The organism is Corynebacterium sp. UMB6689, assembly GCF_030215295.1.
Lineage (GTDB): Bacteria > Actinomycetota > Actinomycetes > Mycobacteriales > Mycobacteriaceae > Corynebacterium > Corynebacterium aurimucosum.
Genome location: NZ_JASOLS010000002.1, coordinates 75,992 through 97,854, shown reverse-complemented (window position 1 = coordinate 97,854; position 21,863 = coordinate 75,992). Strand labels below are relative to the sequence as shown.

The 21,863-nt window shown below is 60.4% G+C and carries 13 protein-coding genes; 9 read left to right on the top strand and 4 right to left on the bottom strand.

Features of this window, described 5'->3' with window-relative positions:
- The first annotated feature begins 75 nt into the window (after positions 1-75).
- Positions 76-1,293, top strand: coding sequence for a glucose-1-phosphate adenylyltransferase (glgC, locus tag QP363_RS01390; RefSeq protein WP_070443154.1), 1,218 nt, complete (start codon positions 76-78; stop codon positions 1,291-1,293).
- Positions 1,294-1,689: 396 nt separating this feature from the next.
- On the opposite strand, the gene QP363_RS01385 is transcribed toward glgC, so the two are convergent.
- Positions 1,690-2,337, bottom strand: a complete 648-nt coding sequence (locus tag QP363_RS01385; protein ID WP_070443206.1) for an O-methyltransferase — start codon at positions 2,335-2,337, stop codon at positions 1,690-1,692.
- A gap of 162 nt (positions 2,338-2,499) precedes the next feature.
- On the opposite strand from QP363_RS01385, the gene sigE reads away from it, so the two are divergent.
- The 3 genes from sigE to QP363_RS01370 all read left to right on the top strand — a co-directional run bounded on the left by sigE (position 2,500) and on the right by QP363_RS01370 (position 4,356).
- Positions 2,500-3,165, top strand: a complete 666-nt coding sequence (sigE, locus tag QP363_RS01380; protein WP_070443151.1) for an RNA polymerase sigma factor SigE — start codon at positions 2,500-2,502, stop codon at positions 3,163-3,165.
- 94 nt (positions 3,166-3,259) lie between these two features.
- A complete protein-coding gene (locus tag QP363_RS01375) occupies positions 3,260-3,709 on the top strand; it encodes an anti-sigma factor (RefSeq protein WP_070711804.1) in 450 nt (149 codons plus the stop codon).
- Positions 3,710-3,777: 68 nt separating this feature from the next.
- Entirely contained in the window at positions 3,778-4,356 is a 579-nt protein-coding gene (locus tag QP363_RS01370; RefSeq protein ID WP_284762007.1) for a Sec-independent protein translocase TatB, read from the top strand.
- A gap of 7 nt (positions 4,357-4,363) precedes the next feature.
- Here the strand turns inward: QP363_RS01370 and QP363_RS01365 are convergent, their stop codons facing one another.
- Positions 4,364-5,503 (bottom strand): Mrp/NBP35 family ATP-binding protein, encoded by a 1,140-nt coding sequence (locus QP363_RS01365; protein WP_284762006.1) that lies wholly within the window; start codon positions 5,501-5,503, stop codon positions 4,364-4,366.
- 160 nt (positions 5,504-5,663) lie between these two features.
- Here QP363_RS01365 and QP363_RS01360 point away from each other — a divergent pair, with 160 nt between their 5' ends.
- Both QP363_RS01360 and QP363_RS01355 read left to right on the top strand, forming a co-directional pair.
- Entirely contained in the window at positions 5,664-6,440 is a 777-nt protein-coding gene (locus QP363_RS01360; RefSeq protein WP_284762005.1) for a hypothetical protein, read from the top strand.
- Between the two features lie 606 nt (positions 6,441-7,046).
- Complete coding sequence (locus tag QP363_RS01355; protein WP_308937176.1) at positions 7,047-12,818, top strand: G5 domain-containing protein; 5,772 nt, start codon at positions 7,047-7,049, stop codon at positions 12,816-12,818.
- A 674-nt stretch (positions 12,819-13,492) separates the two neighbouring features.
- Here the strand turns inward: QP363_RS01355 and QP363_RS01350 are convergent.
- Both QP363_RS01350 and QP363_RS01345 read right to left on the bottom strand, forming a co-directional pair.
- Positions 13,493-17,236 carry a multifunctional oxoglutarate decarboxylase/oxoglutarate dehydrogenase thiamine pyrophosphate-binding subunit/dihydrolipoyllysine-residue succinyltransferase subunit gene (locus QP363_RS01350; RefSeq protein WP_284762003.1) on the bottom strand — a complete coding sequence of 1,248 codons (3,744 nt, stop codon included), beginning with the start codon at positions 17,234-17,236 and terminating at the stop codon, positions 13,493-13,495.
- A 153-nt stretch (positions 17,237-17,389) separates the two neighbouring features.
- Positions 17,390-18,157 (bottom strand): hypothetical protein, encoded by a 768-nt coding sequence (locus QP363_RS01345; RefSeq protein ID WP_216380470.1) that lies wholly within the window; start codon positions 18,155-18,157, stop codon positions 17,390-17,392.
- Between the two features lie 115 nt (positions 18,158-18,272).
- Between QP363_RS01345 and QP363_RS01340 the strand changes: the two genes are divergently transcribed.
- The 3 genes from QP363_RS01340 to QP363_RS01330 all read left to right on the top strand — a co-directional run bounded on the left by QP363_RS01340 (position 18,273) and on the right by QP363_RS01330 (position 21,857).
- The gene (locus QP363_RS01340) at positions 18,273-19,994 is read left to right on the top strand and encodes a carboxylesterase/lipase family protein (RefSeq protein WP_284762002.1); all 1,722 of its coding nucleotides are present in this window, start codon (positions 18,273-18,275) and stop codon (positions 19,992-19,994) included.
- 76 nt (positions 19,995-20,070) lie between these two features.
- On the top strand, positions 20,071-20,943 hold the full coding sequence (locus QP363_RS01335; protein ID WP_070710950.1) for a DNA primase: 873 nt from the start codon (positions 20,071-20,073) through the stop codon (positions 20,941-20,943).
- A gap of 62 nt (positions 20,944-21,005) precedes the next feature.
- The gene (locus QP363_RS01330; RefSeq protein ID WP_284762001.1) at positions 21,006-21,857 is read left to right on the top strand and encodes a hypothetical protein; all 852 of its coding nucleotides are present in this window, start codon (positions 21,006-21,008) and stop codon (positions 21,855-21,857) included.
- Positions 21,858-21,863: the final 6 nt, after the last annotated feature.

Below are 21,863 nucleotides of genomic sequence, written 5' to 3'. Positions count from 1 at the left end.
TGAGGTGGACAATGGGGGGTAGAAACAAACGCACTTCTTCTGCGCGATCCAGAAAACGTCTATAAATTGGGTGGTGTGAGAAGCCTTCCTAATGTCCTTGCTATTGTCCTTGCCGGCGGCGAGGGAAAGCGCCTCTTTCCGCTGACGGAAGACCGCGCTAAGCCCGCCGTTCCTTTCGGTGGTTCCTATCGCCTGATCGACTTCGTGCTGTCGAACCTTGTCAACGCCGGATTCCTCAAAATTGCTGTGCTGACCCAGTACAAGTCCCACTCTCTGGACCGCCATATCTCCCAAGCGTGGAACCTGTCTGGTCCGACTCCGCAGTACATCGCTTCCGTGCCCGCTCAGCAGCGCCGCGGTAAGCGCTGGTACAACGGTTCGGCCGATGCGATCCTGCAGTCGCTGAACCTCATCTATGACGAGAAGCCGGATTATGTCATCGTCTTCGGTGCTGACCACGTCTACCGCATGGACCCAGCGCAGATGGTGGAGGAGCACATCGCGACTGGCCTGGACTGCTCGGTGGCGGGCATCCGCGTCCCGCGTTCTGAGGCTTCTGCCTTTGGCTGCATTCAGGCGGATGGGATGGGCACGATTACGGAGTTCGTCGAGAAGCCTGCCAATCCTCCGGCGACCCCGGACGACCCGAACATGACCTACGCCTCCATGGGCAACTACGTTTTTACCACGCAGGCGCTTATCGACGCTTTGCTGGAAGACGAAAAGGATGAGGACTCCGCACATGACATGGGCGGCAACATCATTCCTTATTTTGTGGAGCGTGGGCAGGCGCATGTTTATGACTTCATGGCCAATGAGGTGCCCGGTGCCACGGAGCGTGACCATGGCTATTGGCGTGATGTTGGCACCATCGACTCCTTCTATGAGGCACACATGGACATGATTTCGGTGCACCCGATTTTCAACCTGTACAACCGTTCGTGGCCCATTCACTCTACGGATGATTCCAACTTCCCGCCGGCGAAGTTCGTGCAGAACGGTATTGCGCAGTCTTCGATGGTGGCTCCGGGCTGCATCGTCTCCGGTGGTACGGTGCGCAACTCCGTGTTGGCTTCAGACGTGCACGTGGCGGATGGCGCGACGGTGGAAGGCTCCGTCATCCTGCCAGGCGTGCGCATTGGCCGGGGCGCGGTAGTTCGTCATGCCATCTTGGATAAGAACGTGGTGGTCAGCGACGGGGCCATCATTGGTGTTGACCGCGAGCGCGATGAGGAGCGATTCAAGGTGTCTGAGGGCGGCGTGGTTGTCGTGGGCAAGAACGTAAAGGTCTAAGCCGCGAGACAGCGCAGCGCCTTAAGCGGGCGTGTGGGTGGATTGAAGTCCACTCCACGTCCGCCTTTCGTGGTTTTGGTGGCGCCGACGAGTCTCGGAATGCTTCAGGAGCCTGCGCAACAACGCCCTGCAACACCGCACCTTTCAGTACACTCCCTTCGCGCTCACCGAGAGCGCGCAGCCCGCCTAGCGAAGCCCCCACGGTGAGCGCGAAGGGTGGGGGGGAACGGAGAAGGAATAAAAAGTCGGCGCAAAAAGGACACCGACGACACAGGGCGGGGTTTAGCTCGGAGACGTATCAGTGGCTAAACCAACGGTGCCCTAGATGACGAAAATCTCCGTGCCGATCGAAAAACGGGCGATGGTTTTGGCAGATCGGGCAGTTTCAGAAGGCGACTACAGCTTGGTGATGAGTGTTAGGCCCGCCCCATACGGCAGGCGAGTGACGGCAGCACCCTCGAGAGAGCGAGCGTATTCGTCGGCTTCGCGGGCGGCGGCGGTGTCGCGGTCGGTGCGGGAGGGGTCGGCGACGGTGCCGTCGAGAAGCGCATTGGCCAACACCAAGGTGCCGTGCTGATGCAGTAGAGGCCAAGCGGCCTTGAGCAGCGCGGGCATATCGAGCGCTGGGACCTCGGCGTAAATCACCTGGTAGGTGTCATTGGCTAGGCGGCCCATGATGTCGAGGGGACGCGAGGGCAAGAAGCGCCCACGGCTAGGGGAGTAGCCGGCCTCGCGGAAAGTTCTCTTGGCGCTGGCCTGGTGCTCGGCTTCCGGGTCAATGCAGGTAAGGATTCCGTTCTCCGGCATGCCGGCGAGCAAGTAGAGGCCCACGACGGATGCTGCGGGAGTGATCGCTACCGCTTGCGGGCGGGAGGTGGTGCCGGATGAAGCCGCCGCGAGCGTGCTGAGCAGCTGGCCGGTGGCTTCATCCGGGGCCGGCAGGCCGTACTCCTCCGCATGGGCGCGGGCGCCGGCGAGCACCTCGGAGACCTCGCTGGTGGATTCGATATAGGTACGCATTGCGTCATAAGCCGTAGTAGTCACAAAGAAAACCATAGTGAAATCGCCTCAGCTGCGTGCCGAGAATCGCCCGCAACTCTCCTCAGCTGTGACGCAAGAAGCGCATGTAAGAGGTGTGACGGATTCACAGGCTGCTCACAGGGCCGTGGCTGGAGTTTCGACGCGCACTATAGAAAGATATTCGCCATGACCACACAGCAGCGCGAGTTTGAGCACGCTCACCGTTCCACCGATTCCTCTGCCACTGGCAGCCATGCTGTCAGTGCTGAAGTTGAGGAGTTGACCGGAACCGCTGCATTCGACGCCGGCCAGGCCGAGATGCCTTCGTGGAGTGAGCTCGTGGCTGAGCACGCCGATGATGTCTATCGCTTGGCGTATCGCCTGTCTGGTAACCAGCACGATGCCGAAGACCTCACGCAGGAAACCTTCATGCGTGTCTTCCGCTCCTTGGATAAGTACCAAGCAGGAACCTTTGGGGGCTGGCTGCACCGGATTACCACCAATCTCTTTTTGGATATGGTCCGCCACCGCTCCAAGATCCGCATGGAAGCCCTGCCGGAGGATTATGAGCGTGTCCCAGGTACAGATATGACCCCGGAGCAGGCCTACACGGTGGCCAACCTGGATCCGGCGTTGCAGTCAGCCCTGGATAACCTGGCGCCGGACTTCCGTGTGGCGGTGGTTCTCTGTGATGTCGTGGGTATGAGCTACGACGAAATCGCTGAAACCCTCGGCGTGAAGATGGGTACTGTGCGTTCGCGCATCCACCGCGGCCGCTCCCAGCTGCGTGCCGCGCTGGAAAAGGAAGCCCAGACAAACGCAGACACGCGCAGCCTGCTGCGTACCCGCTAGACTGGGCAGCGTTTGAATCTTAGAGGGCTAGACTCCCGCAGCTAAGCACTAGGCCACTGCACAAGAGCATGCACTGAGGTGAGGTGACGTTGAGGTGAAAGCAGAAGGACATAGCAGCGACGGGCATTCCCTGAGCCTGTCCGGGTTCTTCACCGAGGCCCAAGCCAAAGTCCGCGATAAGGCAAAGTCCCGCGCCCAGCGGGCAGATACTATCGGCCATTTAGGGCCCGAGGCGGTCGTCGCTTTTGTCGACGGCGAAATGCCGGCCAAGTATGCCCACCGCGTACGCATCCACCTCGTGCACTGCCCGGAATGCCGCGCAGAAATTCACCACCAGCGCAATGCTGCCGAGTGGGTGCGCGAATGCAGCGTGGAATCCCACGTCAAGGCGCCGGATTCACTCATGGCGAAGCTCGCGGGCATCGCCCACCAGGGCGCCGGCCCCGGGCCGGATGCGGAAGCGCCCACGCACCAGCCACGCCAGGACTTTCTGGACAAGGTGGAGATGGTCGTGCGCGCCATCCGGCACAACCAAAGGGGATAACTCAAACCCCGAAGCCTCCCGCGCGCCCGTCACCCTGTCTCCTTCATCGAAGTAGTTAAGATAGTTTCGTGTTTTCCTCAATTGGTTGGGTCGAGATCCTTGTCATCGTGCTCCTCGGCCTCGTCATCATCGGTCCCGAGCGCCTGCCCGGCGTGATTATGGACGTGCGCGCAGCTATCTACGCCGCGCGCAAGGCCATTGCGAACGCTAAGGCGGAGCTCAACGGTGAGATGAGTGGTCTCGGCGCGGAGTTCGATGACCTCCGCGTACCTCTCAGCCAGGCGGCGGAGTGGACGCGCATGGGACCGCGCGGGGCTATCACCAAGGCGCTTTTCGACGGCGACGACTCCGCCTGGGATGATTTCAACCCCAAGAAGATGGCGGAGGACATCAAGAAGAGCACCAGCCCGTATGAGCACGATGCGGATATGAACAACCAACCCGCGCACACGCAGCAGGGTCCGGCGCAGCCAGCGCCGCAGCAGACCCCTGGCCGGCCGACTTTTGATTATTCGGAGGTCTACCCGGACCTGAACGCCGGAGTACAACAGCCGACGGGGGAGAAGGCGACTAAAACGACACAGCCCCCGCGCGGTGGGAATGCGCCCACCGGCGAGGGCAGCTCCTCCTGGGAGGATGTCACCTAAAGGCTATTTAGCCTTTGCGGGTCACACCCAAGCCGAGCTTCTTACCCACGAGGGAATCGGAGCGCACCGCAATGGAATCCGCCACCTTGGTGATGGCTTGGGTAGCGGGGGAGTCGGGCGCGGAGATGACGATGGGGGTTCCGGCATCGCCAGCCGCGCGCAGGCTCGGATCGAGCGGGATGCTGGACAATAGGGGAACCTCGTGGCCCAGTAGGACGCTGAGGCGCTCGGCCACCACTGTTCCGCCGCCGGAGCCGAAGATATCCATGGTGGAGCCATCCGGCATGACCATGGCACCCATGTTCTCAATCACGCCGGCCACGCGCTGGCGCGTTTGCTGGGAGATGGAACCGGCACGCTCAGCCACCTCGGCCGCAGCAGCCTGCGGGGTGGTCACGATGAGCAGCTCCGCATTGGGGATGAGCTGGGCCACCGATAGGGCCACGTCACCAGTACCCGGCGGCAGGTCCAGCAGGAGTACGTCCAAGTCGCCCCAGAAGACGTCCGCGAGGAACTGCTGCAGGGCGCGGTGGAGCATTGGTCCGCGCCAGACGACGGGCGCATTGCCCTCGACGAATTGGCCAATGGAAATGTGCTTAATGCCGTGGGAGATGGGGGGAAGCAGCATTTCGTCGTCAAGCACTGTGGGGCCCGCCGTGGAACCCAGCAGGCTGGGCACGGAGTGGCCGTAGATATCCGCGTCCACGATGCCCACCTTGAGCCCCTTGTTGACCAAGGCTGCGGCCAGGTTCACCGTGACGGAGGACTTGCCCACGCCGCCCTTGCCGGAAGCCACCGCGAATACGCGGGTGGTGGACTCGGGCTTGGCAAAGGGGATCTCCGGCTCGGCCTGCCCGCCGCGCAGCTTCTGCTTGAGCTCCTTACGCTGCTCGTCGCTCATCGGAGTCATGGAGATGCTGATGTTGCCGACACCGTCGAGCTCTTCGACGGCTGCGCGGGTATTGGACTCGATGGTGCCCTTCATCGGGCAGCCGGCGATGGTGAGATAAAGCTCGATGTCGACGTCGGGGGCGTTAACAGTCACGGACTTCACCATGCCGAGCTCCGTGATGGGGCGGCCGATTTCTGGGTCATCGACGCGGGTGAGCGCGTCGCGAACGGAAGATTCAGTAATAGCGCTAGTCATAACGCGCATTAGTCTAGTCACTTGCTATCGGGGAGAGCCACACCGCGCTCCGGCCAGCAGGGTGTGTAAGATTCAGCCAGATGCTGCGGCCCAGCGCTGCGGACTTAAGAACCCTGAAGAACAGCGACATGTGTGCTGCATGTCCGGTTGAATGGAAAGAATGCGCCTGATTGTGATGCCCCGCTTTGCTGCACGTTCCCGCACCTTCGCCCGCGTTGTTGGGGTGCTAACGGTGGGGGTTGTGGGGGCGTCGTTAAGCGCCTGCTCTGGGTATGAACCCAAGCCGGAGCCGGACCCAGTGGCTTCGGCGCCGATCACCATCATGATTGACCCGACATCCCATGAGCAGCGCGTCCTGGCGGAAATCTACCGCCAGACCCTGCGCGATGAGGGGCGCGCGGCCACCGTATCCCAGGACCACATGCTGGTGCGCCAGGGAGGGGAACATGTCAGCGGGGTAAGCACTAATGGCAACTTCTTCGTCGGCTGCACGGGTGAATTCTTAAGCGTCTACAACCCGGAGGAAGCCCGCGCGGTTTCCAAGGACTACGTGGCTGCCAAGGGAGAAGGCACCAAGGACGTGGATTTTTTGGAGCGCACCCACATCGCTCTCATGGCCTCCTTGCCGCCAGAGGTCTCCGTGGTGGAGCCAGCCGGTGCTGAAGGTTGCCCTAGCTCTAAGCCGGAGCTTCCACAGAATTACGTCGTGGTCTACCAGGATGGGCTATTCAACCGCGATGAGAAGCTGGAGATAGCCTCCTTCACCAAGTTCCTCACCGCGCAGGATCTTGATGAAGTCGTGCAGGAAGTGGAAGATTCTGAGGACTTTGAGGGGGCCGTGCGCGCCTGGATGGAGGCCAATCTTATGCAGAACCTCAACGAGGAAGGTGACTCCAACTCTTCCGGTGGGTCGGATCTGGTTCACAAGGAATCCTAGGAGATACAAGCTATAGGGCGCAGTCCTCGGCGCCTGGGGTGGCGATACGGGACTGTATAAAACAGCGCTGGACACGCCCTGCTTGGCGACGTCTCGCCGCACCGCCCGCTCCTTACGTGCAGATACGGATAGGTGTCTCACAGGGTGGGCGGTTAAGGGGAATCTATAGCTCCCATACGCTTGTGGACTTATTCTTAAAGATTCCAGGTAAAGCCCTATTTTTCTTGTGGTTTTATGTGTGTGAGGGTATAATTTTTGGCGTTCATCTGCCTATTCCCTGTCAATTCTTAAGGGGATTTGTGAGGAAATGTCTTGATAAGCCGCCGCGGCTTTCGGGTTTCCGCACTGTGGGGTGGGGCAGGGTACTGCACTTGAAAGGACCTAAGGAATGAATGCACCACGAAGTGGCTCCGCCGGGCGGCGCTCTTCCCGTAAAGGAGTAGCAGCTCTTTCTGCTATTACACTCGCGCTGAGCGGCCTCAGCATCACCTCTTTTAATACTGTGGTCCCAGACGCCACCGCTGCGGAGCTCTCTGGCGGCATCCGCGAAAAGTCCGGCGCGGTGGAGAAGGACGCCCAGAAGGCCTCCGACCTGCCGGCCGGTTCGTGTACTGTCTCGGAAAAACCCCGGAGGGCAGCCAGGCTGGTTTCAGCTGGTATACCTCTGAGCCGAGTGATAGCAGCCCCAACAAGAAAGCCTGGGGCTTGAGCGTCTCCTTTGATAACTCGAAGGACCGCACGTTCGCTGATTGGGGCTTTACCAATTCAGGCCTTATGGGTGGGTACCTCAACACAGGTCAAATTCCCGCTATGGACGCGGGCCAGACCCTTGGCGGCAAGGTCACATACAAGGCCGACGAATTCCTCAAGATTGATGGCTCTAGGCAACAGCGAAACCTGAACCTCAACGCGAAACTGACCGATGCGAAAGTCAAGCAGTTCGCTGAGGCCACTGCCGCAAACCCGGTACGTTACGCCTGGCAGGGCAACTATACGCAGGAAAATCCTACCACAAAGGCTAGGGCCACCCAGGGAACCAGCTCATCCTTTACGGCCATCGTGAACCCGTGGCCGAGCGAGAACATCGAATGTAACCCGATCACGGTTTCGTGGGAGAGCTTCGAAAAACACGTCATTGTCCCTGGCGATGAAACCAAGGTCGGTAAGATCAACATCCCGGATGTGACGGGCGGCGGCACGGACGATTCCATGTCCCGCATGGTCGTAGAGGCCTACGACGGCAACGGCGCGTTCATCGGCACCACCGACCCGGCAGCATCTGGCGGTACCAAAAACCTGCGTATCGACGCCAACGGTGACATCTACTTCACCTGGCCCGAGTACCGCGGTACCGACCTGGCGACCGACAAGAACGTCAACTTCTCCGTTCTGGCAAATCCGCGTAGCGTGGAGCAGCTCAAGGCTGCAGCTAAGAACAACAATGAGTGGCTCGAACATGATGGAGCCTTCGACAGCTCCAACTCGCTGGACCGCTACAGCAAGGCGAACGTCATCGACTCCAAGGCGTTCTCGCTGGATGACACCGAGTACCACGACCCGAAGTACGACAAGACGGACGCTTCGATCATCTCCGGCGTCGATAGTGCTACCGGCCCGATCGCGACCGAGCCGCAGAAGGTCACCTTCACCCAGACCCCTGACCTGATCAAGGACTTGGCGAAGAAGAAGGGTGATGACGGCTTCGAGGCCAAGGCCACCCTGGACGAGAAGTACGTCTACGAGGGCTGGACCGTGGAGATGGACGAGGACTACAACGTCACCGTCACCGCTCCGGAGAACCCACGCCCGGGCACCTTCGCACGCCCGAAGATCACCGTCGAGTACTCCAACGGCTCCACCGATGAGCTCGAGTTGCTCGTCGTGGTCGACCCGAACAACACCCAGGTCACCGACCTGGTGCGCCCTGGTCTGTCCAAGGGCAAGCTGAATGAGGACATCACCGCTCAGGTGGGAACCAAGTCCATCATGAAGGGCCACAAGCCGGTCCACCCGGCCAAGTTCGAAATCGACGAGTCCACTGTCCCGGATGGCTGGACCGTCACCGTCGATGACACCGGCAAGGTCACCGCGAAGGCGGACGACTCTGTTGCACCGGGGACCATCATCACCCCGAAGGTGAAGGCGACCTACCCGGACCAGACCACGGACGAGATCGAGACCCAGTTCCAGGCGATCGTCGACATCAAGATCCCGAACTACGACACGGTCACCAATAAGCCGACTGCCAAGGTCTCCCTCAAGCCTGAGATTCCGGAGCGCGGCCTGAGCGGTAACACGACCGACGAAGCGCCGAAGCGCTACACCTTCCCGGAAGGCAAGACTGAGTACACCCACACGGATGACAGTGGCACGTGGACCGTCAAGATTGACGAGAACACTGGTGAGATCACCACGACGATTCCGCGCACCGCTCCTGAGGGCTACATCCTGGACGTCCCGGTTCTCGCGTACTACGACAACGCTGACAAGCCGCAGGAAGTCAAGGGCACCGTCGTTGTTTTGAGGAGCGACTTCTCTCCGACCTACGACGTCCAGGTCACCGCTCCGAACCAGGCTGTGAACCACCAGGTACAGGACGCACCTAAGGGTTCCAAGTTCTCCTTCGGCAAGGACGAGAATGATCAGCCGATCCTTGAGCAGGAAGTTGACGGCTGGAAGTACACGGTTGACCCGAACACGGGTGTTGTATCTTCCACCCCACCGGCAAACTCCAAGCCGGGTGACAAGAAGACCATCAACGTCACTGTGACCACCCCGGACGGCTCCACCCCGCTGGTGCCAGTCACCACCGTGGTGAAGTTGTCCAACAACTGGGAAGCAGAGCCGGTTTACCCTGTAGAAACGGTTTATCCAGGTGAGACCGCAACGTTGCCAGTTGATCTTCAAAAACCGGAAAACGTCAACGTCGCGAAGGAAAACCCATACAAGCTGGGTGATGTTCCTGCCGGTTGGAATGTCAGCATTGACGACAATGGCCAGATCACCGCGACCGCACCTGCGGATGCAAAGGCGGGCGATCAAGTCAAGATTCCGGTTACCGTGACCTACGAAGACGGTTCTACGGATATTGCATACGCTGTCGTCAATGTCCTCGGACTTCCGGAGCGTGAGGAACCGTTCGAGGTCGAGTACAAGTTCGACGAGTCCCTCCCTGCTGGTGAGTACAAGGTCGAAACCAAGGGTGAGCCGGGTGCAGCCAAGATGCACAAGGACGGCACCTGGGAGCAGACGAAGGCTCCGGTCAACGAGGTCGTCGTTATCGGCACCAAGCCTGCCGAGAGCGCCAAGGACGTGACCTGGAAGTTCCCGATTCCGTACCCGACTGAGGTTCGCGAGAACCCGGACCTCAAGCCTGGCGAGATGAAGACCGTCCAGGAAGGCGAGAACGGCGAGAAGACCTACACCGCTAAGTTCACCTCCAAGGGCTCTGAGGCTCAGGTTGCTGAGGAAGAGACCACCAAGGAACCGGTTACTCGCATCATCGAGGTCGGCCCGGCTCTCCCTGATCAGGAGCTGACCAGCAAGAAGACCCAAGAGGTCCCGTTCGAGATCGAGTACGTCTACGACGACACCCTTGAGTCCGGCGAGCAGGTTGTTGACCAAGAGGGCGTCCCGGGTGAGCAGACCATTACCTCCACCCAGAAGATCAAGGACGGCAAGCCGGACGGCGAGCCGAGCATCAACATCGAGCAGACCAAGGCCCCACAGAAGGCCAAGATCCGCGTCGGCACCAAGACCACTGGTGAGAACACCGAGACTGTTAAGTCTGAGGTTCCGTTCGGTGTGAAGATCGAGTTCGATCCGAACCTGCCTGCAGGCACGTCTAAGGTTGTGACCGAGGGTGTTCCTGGTGAGAAGACGGTGACGGTCAAGCGCGACATCACCAATTCCAAGCCGGGTGATCCGCAGGTCACCGAGGAAATCACCAAGCAGCCTGTTGATCAGGTGATCAAGGTTGGTACGAAGCCGTCTGAGGCTTCGGAGAAGGTGACCTGGACTGCTCAGGTTCCGTTCGAGGTTGAGACTCGTCCGAATCCGGAGTTGAAGCCGGGTGAGATCAAGGTTGTCCAGAAGGGCGTGCCTGGTGAGAAGACCTACACTGCTGACTTCACCGCTAAGGGTGATCAGGCAACTGTGACCCCGGAGGAGAAGCAGACCAAGGATCCGGTCAACGAGATCATTGAGTACGGTCCGGCCGCTGAGGACACCACTGTGGTGACCAAGGTTGAGAAGCCGGTTCCGTTCGAGACTGAGATTGTCTTCGATGACTCTCTTGAAGAGGGTCAGCAGAAGGTTGATCAGCAGGGTGAGACCGGTACCGAGGTTGTCACCTCTACCCAGAAGATCAAGGACGGAAAGCCGGATGGTGATCCTGAGGTAACCACTGAGCGCACCAAGGAGCCGACGAAGCAAATCATCCGTGTGGGTACCAAGACCACCGGTAAGAACACTGAGTCCATTGAGACTGAGGTTCCATACGAGGTGAAGGTTGTCTACGACCCGAGCCTGAAGCCGGGCGAATCCAAGGTCACTCAGGAAGGCAAGCCTGGCAAGAAGAAGGTGACGATCGAACGCGACATCGTCAACTCCAAGCCGGGCGACCCGAAGATTACTGAAGAGATCATCGAGACGCCGGTTGAGAAGATTGTCACTGTCGGCACCAAGCCGGCTGAGGCAACCAACAAGGCAACTTGGGTTGCGCCGCTGCCGTACGACACGATCGTGCGCGTGAACCCGGAGCTGAAGCCGGGTGAGATGAAGGTTGTCCAGAAGGGCGAATACGGCGAGAAGGAATTCACAGCCGACTTCACCGCGAAGGACAACACCTCCACGGTGAACACCACCGAGCAGGTAACCAAGCAGCCGGTTGAGCAGATCATCGAATACGGTCCGAAGATTGACGACAGCGAGGTAGTGACCAAGCTGGAGAAGTCTGTTCCGTTCGAGACTGAAATCGTCTTCGATCCGAATCTGAAGGCGGGCGAGCAGGTCGTCGATAAGCAGGGCGAGCTGGGTACTGAGGTCGTCACTTCCACTCAGAAGATCGTGGACGGTAAGCCTTCCGGCGAGCCGACCGTGACCACCGAGCGCACCAAGGAGCCGAGCAACGCGATCATCCGTGTGGGCACCAAGGCGGACCCTGTTTCCGACAAGGTCGAATGGACTGAGAAGACCCCGTACGAGACCGAGATTCGCGTGAACCCGGACCTGCAGCCGGGTGAGACCAAGGTTGTCCAAGAAGGCACACCTGGTGAGATCAAGCACAGCGTCACGGTGACTGTTGATAACGGCGAGGTGAGCAAGGAGGAGTCTTCTGAGGAAGTCAGCAAGCCTTCCCCGCGCATCATCGAGGTTGGTCCGGCTGAGAACCAGACCGAGCTGACGGACAAGCACACCGAGGAGATTCCGTACGAGACCATCATTGAGTACGACCCGAACCTCGAAGCGGGCAAGGTCGAAGAGGACCAGCCTGGTGTCAATGGTGAGAAGGAAGTTTCCAAGACTTGGAAGCTTGTAAACGGTGAGCCTGTGGGCGATCCGGAGACTACCGAGACGGTGACGAAGGATAAGCAGGACCGCAAGATCCGCGTTGGCACCAAGTGCAACTGCGATAAGCCGACGGGCCCAGACACTCCGGACAAGCCGGACAACCCGGACAAGCCGGACAACCCGGACAAGCCGGACAACCCGGACAAGCCGGACAACCCCGATGAGCCAGGCAACCCCGATGAGCCAGGCAACCCCGATGAGCCAGGCAACCCGGACGAGCCAGGCAACCCCGATGAGCCAGGCAACCCGGACGAGCCAGGCAACCCGGACGAGCCAGGCAACCCCGATGAGCCAGGCAACCCGGACGAGCCAGGCAACCCCGATGAGCCAGGCAACCCCGATGAGCCAGGCAACCCCGATGAGCCAGGCAACCCCGATGAGCCAGGCAACCCGGACGAGCCAGGCAAGCCAGGTACCTCGAGCATCCCGAACCTCAGCAGCCTGTGGCCGCTCATCCCGCTGGTGATTATCCCGCCGGCATTGGCCCACTTCTTTAAGCTTCCGCACCTTCCGGAGCTGCCGACGAAGCCGGCCAAGCCAGTTGAGCCGCTGAAGCCTGAGGAGCCGAAGGCACAAGAGGCACCGAGCGAGGAAGCACAGCCGACGTCCGAGCAGACCCAGAGTGCTCAGCCGAGCCAGGGCAGCGAGCCAAGCGCGACCACGAGCACCCCGGCCTCTTCCAAGAGCACCTCGTCTGGCAAGCTTGCCAACACCGGTGCTAACGTCCTGGGCCTCATTGGTGTGGCGCTGGCACTCATCGCTGGTGCAGCTCTGATTCTGCGTCCTAGCCGCCGCAAGGACTCCTAAACGCTAGGTGTCCGCAGGGGCCCTTCCGGCCCACGGCAGTGGTTGAGTAGACCACGAGTAAACGCCCGAGCAATAGCTCGGGCGTTTCTTTTTGCTCAATTGCACTGCGGCAGTCGAAAAGCATTTTCGAAATTCGGGGTCATATCGAGTTAGGTCTGTCTGCTTTCGGCGTGAAGCACCACTCGACCCGAGGTGAGCAAGATTGGGGAGCTCGCTGTCCAGCTCAACGACTCTCTTAGTGCTGCCGTGGGTTCTGCCGCGATCGTCGGCAGCTGGGGCGCCATCGTGGTCGAACGCGCTGGTGCGTGCGAAGACCGCTTAGAGGTTTCGCCACAGCTTGATCTCATCGTGCAGTTCTGGCCAACATTTCGTGGAGTTTCTGAGAAGAGGTTCTTATGCGTGTCTCCCTTCGCGCTCACCGGGAGAGCTTGTGGTTGCTGTTTGAGGCTCACGGTGAGCGCGAAGGGCGATTAAGGGAGAACAGAGGGCGGGTAGCTGAGCGCGAGGGGCGGGTGGCTGAGCGCGCAGCGCGGCTTTTGTGGTCTGGTAGGGGAGGCACCCCGGGTTACACAAGCAAGAAAAGGCCCCGGCCACCGCACTCGCTGTGAGTTCGTGGTGGCCGGGGCCTTGCTCGGCGCTGTGCTGTGCGCCAGCGCCTGTGGCGTTAAGCGCCTTTAGACATCGAAGGCTTCCTCGAGCAGGTTCTTCTGCTCAATCTGGTGAACCTTCGCGTTACCGGTAGCAGTCGAGGACTGCGAGCGGCGGGACACGCGGACCATCTCCGGCATGTCCGGGATGAGCTCACGCAGGTGCTCGTTGTAGAACGGCCACGGGCCCTGGTTGGCGGGCTCGTCCTGCACGAAGCGAATCTGCGTTGCGTTCGGGTAAGCCTCGAAAGCCTCACGCAGGCGGTTGAACGGAATTGGGTGGAGCATCTCCACGCGAACGATGGCGATGTCATCGCGGCCATCGGCTTCCTTCTTCTTGGCCAGCTCCCAGTAGAGCTTGCCGGAAACCAGCATGATGGTCTTGACCTTGTCAGTATCGCCGACCTTCTTGCCGTTGATGTCTACGAAGTTCGGGTCGTTGATAACGGACTGGAACTTCTTGACCTCAGTGAAGTCCTCCACGGAGGAGGTTGCGGCCTTGTTGCGCAGCATGGACTTCGGGGTGAAGACCACCAGCGGGCGCTTCATCTCACCAAGAGCCTGGCGGCGCAGCAGGTGGAAGTGGTTAGCCGGGGTGGAAGGCTGAGCCACCGTCATGGAGCCCTCAGCGCACAGCTGCAGGAAGCGCTCAATGCGGGCGGAGGAGTGGTCCGGACCTTGGCCCTCGTAGCCGTGCGGCAGCAGCAGGATCAGGCTGGAGAGCTGGCCCCACTTCGCCTCACCGGAGGAGACGTACTCATCGATGATGGTCTGCGCACCGTTGGCGAAGTCACCGAACTGTGCCTCCCAGGCCACGACAGCATCCGGGTTACCCACGGTGTAGCCGTACTCGTAGCCCATGCCGGCGAACTCGGTCAGCGCGGAGTTGTAGACCATGAACTTACCGCCATTGCCCTTGGACTTCGCCAGGTGAGCAACCGGGTTGTGCTCCTCACCCGTGCGCGGGTCGAAGGCCACCGCGTGGCGCTGCGTGAAGGTACCGCGGCGAGAATCCTCACCGGCCAGGCGCACGACCTTGCCGGAGTTAGCCAGGGAACCGAAGGCGATGAGCTCGCCCCAGCCCCAGTCGATGCCTCCCTCGCGCGAGGACTTCTGGCGCTCCTTGGCCACCTTGGCCACGCGCTTGTGGTACTCGAAGCCCTCTGGCGGGTTGCCGTAGGCATCACCAATCTCGGCGATCTCCTCAGCGGTAATGGAAGTGTCCAGACCGCGGGTCAGCTCCTGGGAGGAGGTGATACCAGTCTGCTCCTTCGGGCCAGCCTCTTGTGCCTTCTTGTGGTCAGCGAAGACGGACTCCATCTGGTCGTGGAAGTCACGTGCAGCTGCCTCTGCCTCTTCATCGGAGAGGTCACCGCGGCCGATGAGCTCTTCGGTGTAGCGCTCACGGACGGACTTGTGGTCATCGATGATGTCGTAGAGACGTGGCTGGGTCATGGACGGGTCATCGGCCTCATTGTGGCCGCGCAGGCGGTAGCAAACGAGGTCAATGAAGACGTCCTTGCCAAAGCGGCGGCGGTACTCGGTGGCCAGCTTGCCCACCCAGACAACAGCCTCCGGGTTGTCGCCATTGACGTGGAAGACCGGGCAATCGAAGCCCTTGGCCAGGTCGGTGGCGTAGTGCGTGGAGCGACCGGAATCCGGGGTGGTGGTGAAACCAACCTGGTTGTTAACCACCACGTGGACGGTACCGCCGGTGGTGTAGCCGCGCAGCTGGGAAAGGTTGATGGTCTCCTGGACCACGCCCAGGCCGGTGAAGGATGCATCGCCGTGGAGCATGATCGGCACAACAGTGTGGCCCTCAGCACCCTTGTCCAGGATGTCCTGCTTGGCGCGTGCGATACCTTCCATGACCGGGTCGACGGCCTCGAGGTGAGACGGGTTAGCAGCCAGGGTGACCTTGATTTCCCCGTCACCGAACATCTGCAGGTGCTCGCCCTCTGCGCCCAGGTGGTACTTCACGTCACCGGAGCCGCCCATCTGGCCGCCCTTGTAGTTGCCGTCGAACTCACCGAAGATATCTGCCAGTGGCTTGCCCACGATGTTGAAAAGGACGTTGAGGCGGCCGCGGTGCGGCATGCCGATAACAACTTCGTCGAGGTCCTGGCCTGCTGCGGTGTCCACGATGGAATCCAGCAGGGCAATGAGGGACTCAGCGCCCTCCAAGGAGAAGCGCTTCTGGCCCACGTACTTGGTCTGCAGGAAGTTCTCAAAAGCCTCAGCGGCGTTGACCTTCTGCAAGATGTACTTCTGCTCAGAGTTGGTCGGCTTCGGCATGCCGGCCTCAATCTGCTCCTGCAGCCAGCCGCGCTCATCGCGGTCGAGGATGTGGGCGTACTCGGAGCCAACCTTGAGGGTGTAGGCGGAGCGCAGGCGGGTAACCACCTCGCGCAGCGTCATGGTCTCCTTGCCGCCGAAACCGCCAACGTTGAAGGTGCGGTCCAGATCCCAGATGGTCAGGCCGTGGGTAGCCAGGTCGAGGTCGCGGTGATCCGGCCAGGGCAGGCCCGGCTGCTTCCAACCCAGCGGGTTGATGTCCGCGAGAAGGTGGCCACGGGAGCGGTAGGCCTCGATGTACTGCATGACGCGGGTGTTCTTGTCGACGCCCGTGTTCGGCACGTCGGCAGCCCAGCGGAAGGGCTGGTAGGGAACTCCCATGGACTCGAAGAGCTCGTCCCAGAAGGCATCATCCAGGATGAGCTGGCCCACGGTACGCAGGAACTCACCGGACTCCGCGCCTTGAATAACGCGGTGGTCGTAGGTGGAGGTCAGGGTAACTAGGCGGCCGACGCCGAGGTCTGCCAAGCGGTCGGCAGAAGTACCAGCGAACTCGGCCGGGTAATCCATGGATCCCACACCGATGATGGAGCCGGAGCCCTTGGTCAGGCGGGCGATGGAGTGGCGGGTACCGATGCCACCCGGGTTGGTCAGGTTGATGGTGACGCCGGAGAAATCATCCATCGTCAGCTTGTTCTTGCGGGAGCGGTCAACGATGTCCTGGTAGGCATCGATGAACTCGGAGAAGGTCTTGCTTTCCGCTTCCTTGATGGCGGCGACGACGAGGGCGCGGGAGCCATCCTTCTGCGGAAGGTCAATAGCCAGGCCCAGGTTGATGTGCTCCGGCTGAACTACGGTGGGCTTGCCGTCCTGGATTTCGTAGCGGACGTTCATATCCGGGTGGATCTGAACGGCCTTCACCAGCGCGTAGCCCAGGATGTGGGTGAAGGAGATCTTGCCGCCGCGGGTGCGCTTGAGGTGATCGTTGATCATCGCGCGGTTTTCCCACATGAGCTTGACCGGGATGTCACGCACGGTGGTAGCGGTGGGGATCTCCAGGGACTCGTCCATGTTCTTGGCAATGGCCTTGAACATGCCCTTGAGTACGCGGGAGCCCGGCTCCGGTGCCTCCTTGATGCGGTCCAGCGGGGACTCGGACTTCTTCTCCGTCTTTTTCGCGTCCTTCTTGGATGCGGCGGAAGCCTTGGAATCGCTCGGTGCCTTAGCGCCTGGAACAGCGGAAGACTTCTCCTCAGCCTGGGTCTTCTTCGGCGCAGCCTGCGCCGCGTCCTTCTTCTTGGTGGGGGTGCTGGATTGAGCGTTCGCAGCCTTGGACTGTGCGGCCGACTTCGGTGCTCCGTTGGCCTCAAAGTACTCGCGCCACTCCTTGTCTACGGAGTTCGGGTCCTTGGAGTACTGCTGAAACTGTTCGTCAATCAGCCACGCATTCGGGCCATAGATGCTCGAGTTGCTCACGGCAGATGCTCGCCTCTTTCTGTGCTTCTAAGTTTGTCTTTATTCGACTCTAGTAGGCCAATCCACGGGTGCGAAAGGCACCCCGAAAAGTGTCTCTCCTTATGATACGGCCCTTGTAAGTTTGCTCACTAACCTGAGCGGGTTTCGCCCCTTTTATTCCCCCTGCAGGGGGGAGAGTTGGGTGCCCGCATGGTTGATTACTTGGCGGCCCAATTTACGGTTGGCGGTTGTTCCCAGCACCGCGCCTACACCCATCGGCAGCAGTTTGGATACCCATGCCCACTTGAGCTTCTTGGTGGCCTGCTTCATGAAGAGCTTGGTCAGGCGGCCGTTGAGACCGCTGAGGGTAGGGCCGGAAAAACGCGAGAGGGTAGCAGCGGAGGTGACGCCCGACAGCGAGGTTGCATCACCCACAAAGGTATCAACCAACGCGCTGCCTTGGGAGCCGGTGAGCACCACCAAGACCAGCGCGCGGCGGCGCTCCTTATCCCGGATGTTGTCACCGCGCAGGTGCGCGGAGGCGAGAATGTACCAGGCGGCGGCTTCAAGGAAGACCAGGGATTCCGCGCCGATAGTGGCTGCGCCGGTGACCAGGCCGATGCCAGGGATAGCCGCGGAGGCGCCCGCGGCAGCACCGGTACCGGTGATGATGTTCATGAAATGCTTGTCGATGAGCTCTTGCAGCTCCGCAGGGCTGGCATCAGGGTTGCGCTTCTTTAGGCCCTCGACATAGTTGATGATGACGGAGGACTGGACGGAGACGACTTTGTCGATGGCCGCCAGGAATCCCTTGGTGATGCGGTTGGCCTCATCCACCTCCAAGGTACCCACAGCCTCTGCGGAGCCGGCCTGATCGACCGATGCATCCCGGCGACTAATGTCCTTGCCCTCTTTCTCCTTGTTAAAGACCTTGTCCAACATTGTCTCACCTAACTTTTTAACTAAATCTGATTGTGAATCTGAACTGTATGTTTACCACCGTATCGAAAAAGCTTTATCCAGCGCGCTAGCAGGGTGGCGCACTAGGGTATGAGGCATGAGCGAGTTTGAGCCTTTCCCTCCGCGTGAGGTCAGCGCGGCTGCGGCGCGCTTGCTTGCAGATTCCCTCCACGCCCGTGCCCTCGCCGCACAGGAGGCGGCACGCACCGCGCTTGCCGACGATCTCACGGTGCTCACCACCGGCGGTTGGGTACGAGGTTGCATCGAGGAAGAGTTACGCACGGACCGCCCGCTCAGCGCTCCTGTCCGCTCGTGGCGCGGTATCCCTTTTGGCGCAGATACCTCGGGCGCCAACCGTTTCATGGAACCGCGGCCTGCCCCGGCGTGGGAAGGAATCCGGGATTGCCGTGAGTTCGGGCACGTGGCCCCGCAGCCGGTGTACTCTTGGACCGACCGCATCGAGGGTGCAGAAGATTGCCTGACCCTTGATGTCGTCCGGCCGCACGATACGGGTTCACCCGATACACCGTCGGGTTCTAAGGCAGGGGAGAAGCTGCCCGTCGTAGTGTATTTGCATGGCGGCAGTTTCATTGTGGGTTCCTCCCACATGCTGATGCTGCGCGGCTTCGAGTTCGCAGCCCAGATGGACGTTGTTTATGTTTCGGTGAATTTCCGCTTAGGTGCCTTGGGCTACCTCGACGTCCGCAGTCTTGGCGGTGAGGCCTGTGCCAACCCGGCTGTGGCGGATCAAGTCTTAGCGCTGGAATGGGTACGCGAAAATATCGCGGCCTTCGGCGGGGACCCAGAAAACGTGACTCTCATGGGTGAATCCGCCGGCGGCGCGGCCGTCCTCACTCTCATGGCGGTGCCGCGTGCAGAAGGGCTTTTTCACCGCGCGATTGCGCAGTCGCCGCCGATCGGCATGATTCATTCACGAGCGCAGTCAGTGTTTTGGGCCCGCGAGCTGGTTCACAAGATGGCCTTGCCGCGCGATACCACCGCCGATGATCTGCGCCGCGAGGACTTCGCGGACCTCGTGCGCTCTGGCCAGTCCATGATGTGGCGCGCGGGCGAGTTGCTGTACCTGAACTCCTGCTATGCGCCGACTGTCGACAGCGACCTCATCCCGCAACATCCCATCGAAGCCTTTGAGGACGGCAAGCAACACCCGGTGCCGCTGCTGGTGGGAACCAACTCCGGTGAGGCCAGCTTTGGAAAATTCCTCTTCCAACGCCAGAGCGCCCGAGAGCGAGCGGCCCTCCGACTTCTTGCTTCCTTTGATCCGGAGAGCGCACCGGATGTCATCGCGGCCTACGGCGGTGCCGTCTCCCGCCGCGATTTCGGGGATCTGCTGACCGACGCCCTCTTTTGGGCTCCTACTGTCCGCGTGGCCTCCGACCACGCACGGCGTTATCCGACGTGGATGTACCGCTTCGACTTCGCGCCAGCGGCGCTGCGCTGGTTAGGCTTGGGTGCGATGCATTCGATGGAGCTATCCAACATCTTTGGCGATCCAGGGGCGTCGAGAGTGTCCTTCCTAAACAGCATTGCTAAGCCTTCCGAAATGGAGGACGTGACCGAGACCATGCAGGCGCAGTGGGGCGAGTTCATTCGGGGCGGAGCGCCTCTAGACAACTGGCCGCAATACCGCGCGCCGCAGCGCTCGACCATGGTTTTTGATGTGGAGCCGCGCGTGGAGGAGGCGCCGATGGAGGGGCGTCGCCAAGCATGGGAGGCCTATGACATGTTGGAGTGGGGTACTGGGCGCCCGGAGATTCTGAAGGAACTGGGATTCCTGCTCGATGAGGAGAGCTATTGACGGAGATCGCAGGTAAGATGTGTGGGGCCTTGGCAGCAGCCCGGGTGAGACTCCCACATGGACGGATGTTAATCACATGAGCTTTTTTGAAGATATCGCCTCTGCTCTGGACGGGGAGGGCATTGAGTCCCGCGTCAACGACGATGTGATGTTCGTGCCCATCACCTCCGATTTGGAAATCCAGTTTGTGGAAATTGACCCCATCCTGCCGGCGGCCAACGTCTACATTGCCGCGGCCGATGTGGATGAAGATGATGAAGACTTCGAGGCCGTTTTGGTGTCCGTGGCGTTTTCTGTGGACGATGCGGTTGAGGCCGTATCCCGCCACATTGCCACGGACCAGGTGGTGACGGTGCTGCGTGACCTGCTGGAAGGCACCGATGAACGCATCGCTGAGTTGGAGTTTCTTCAGGATGAGTTCAACCCGAATCTGGTCGTGGCGGAAGTTGCCAACGACTCGGAGCTGCGCGTGCTCGTGGAAACCATCGACGGTGTCCCGAGCGCGATCGTGCGTTTCCTCTCCTTCGACTTCGATGAGGAAGAGCTCGATGAGCTGGAGGATGAGGCGATCAGTAAGCTCTGGGATATCGACAGCCCGGAGGACATGAGTGAGGAAGAGCGCGTTGCCATCTTCGGCGATGCAGACGACGAAGACGGCGGGCTAGCCCCCATCATTGAGGTCCCGGCTGAGGCACTCGAACTGGGTACCTACACCGACTTCGACCGCCTCTTCGATGTGCTCAGCTTGGTCTCCGATCAAGCCTTAGATTGGGAAGCACAGCTAGTGAGCATCGATGACGATGACTTCGACGAGCCTGAGGTTTATGACATCTTCGGCGCCGATGATGAGGACGATGACGTTCTCTTCGAAGACGATGATGACGAAGACGATGATTACGACGAGGACGGAGCAGAGGACGCCGATAGCGACGGTGACTCCGAGGACTAAAAGCTCCCAGGGTAGGGTAGGTGCGTACTTTTCCCTACGTTAATGAGGAGCAACCAAAACACATGCCGGACAAGAAGGCATCGTGGAGCCAACGCCTGTGTGTTGGCTCCGCCCTAGTGTGTGCGGCTCTGGCTTGGGTCCTGTCGCTGAATTCGAACTACGGTAGCGGGGACTATGTTTTTGGCTCCGTCCTCTCCATCAGTGTGTGGTGCCTGACAGTGCTCGGCGCCGTTCTTTTCCTTGCCGCACAGTGGCGTTCTTTAGGTCATCACGCATTGCTCAACCCGTTGCTGGCGGTGATAGTGAACCTTGTGCTGTCCTCGTTGATTTTTAACGTGAGCGTTCCCTTGTACTTGGACATGATGGGCACGGCATTCGTGGCAATTGTCTACGGACCCGTCTTGGGAATGGGCACGGCGCTTTTGACTGCGTGCTCGGCCAGCATCAACAACCCGCTGCTTTTGGTGTACCTACCGGTGGCCCTGGTGGTGGCCTACCTATTTGGTTGGCTGGCGCGCCGTGGTGCCTTTAAGCGCATGATGGTCATGATGCTCGCCGGCGCTGGTGTGGGAGTAGTTGCTGGGCTGTTGACCACGATGTGTACCTTGCTCTTGCCCGGTGAGTATGGACAAAGCGGACCCATCAAGCTCATGGCCCTGTGGGAGCTAATTTTGCATGACGGACGCCTGGCAGTTCTCTTGCAGAGTCTGAGCTCCGACGTGATTGATAAAACGTTCACGGTCCTCGTAGTCTGCGTAGCTATTCGCTTAGCGCCGCAGCCCATCCTCCGTCTTTATGACTATCCGGAGACGCGCCCATCCCGAGACCGCGTCTTAACGGAGGACAGGTTCACGCTTTCCCTCGATGAGGAACCACCCCGCAACCTCCTGGGCCGGATACAGCGCTACTTCTAAAAGCTC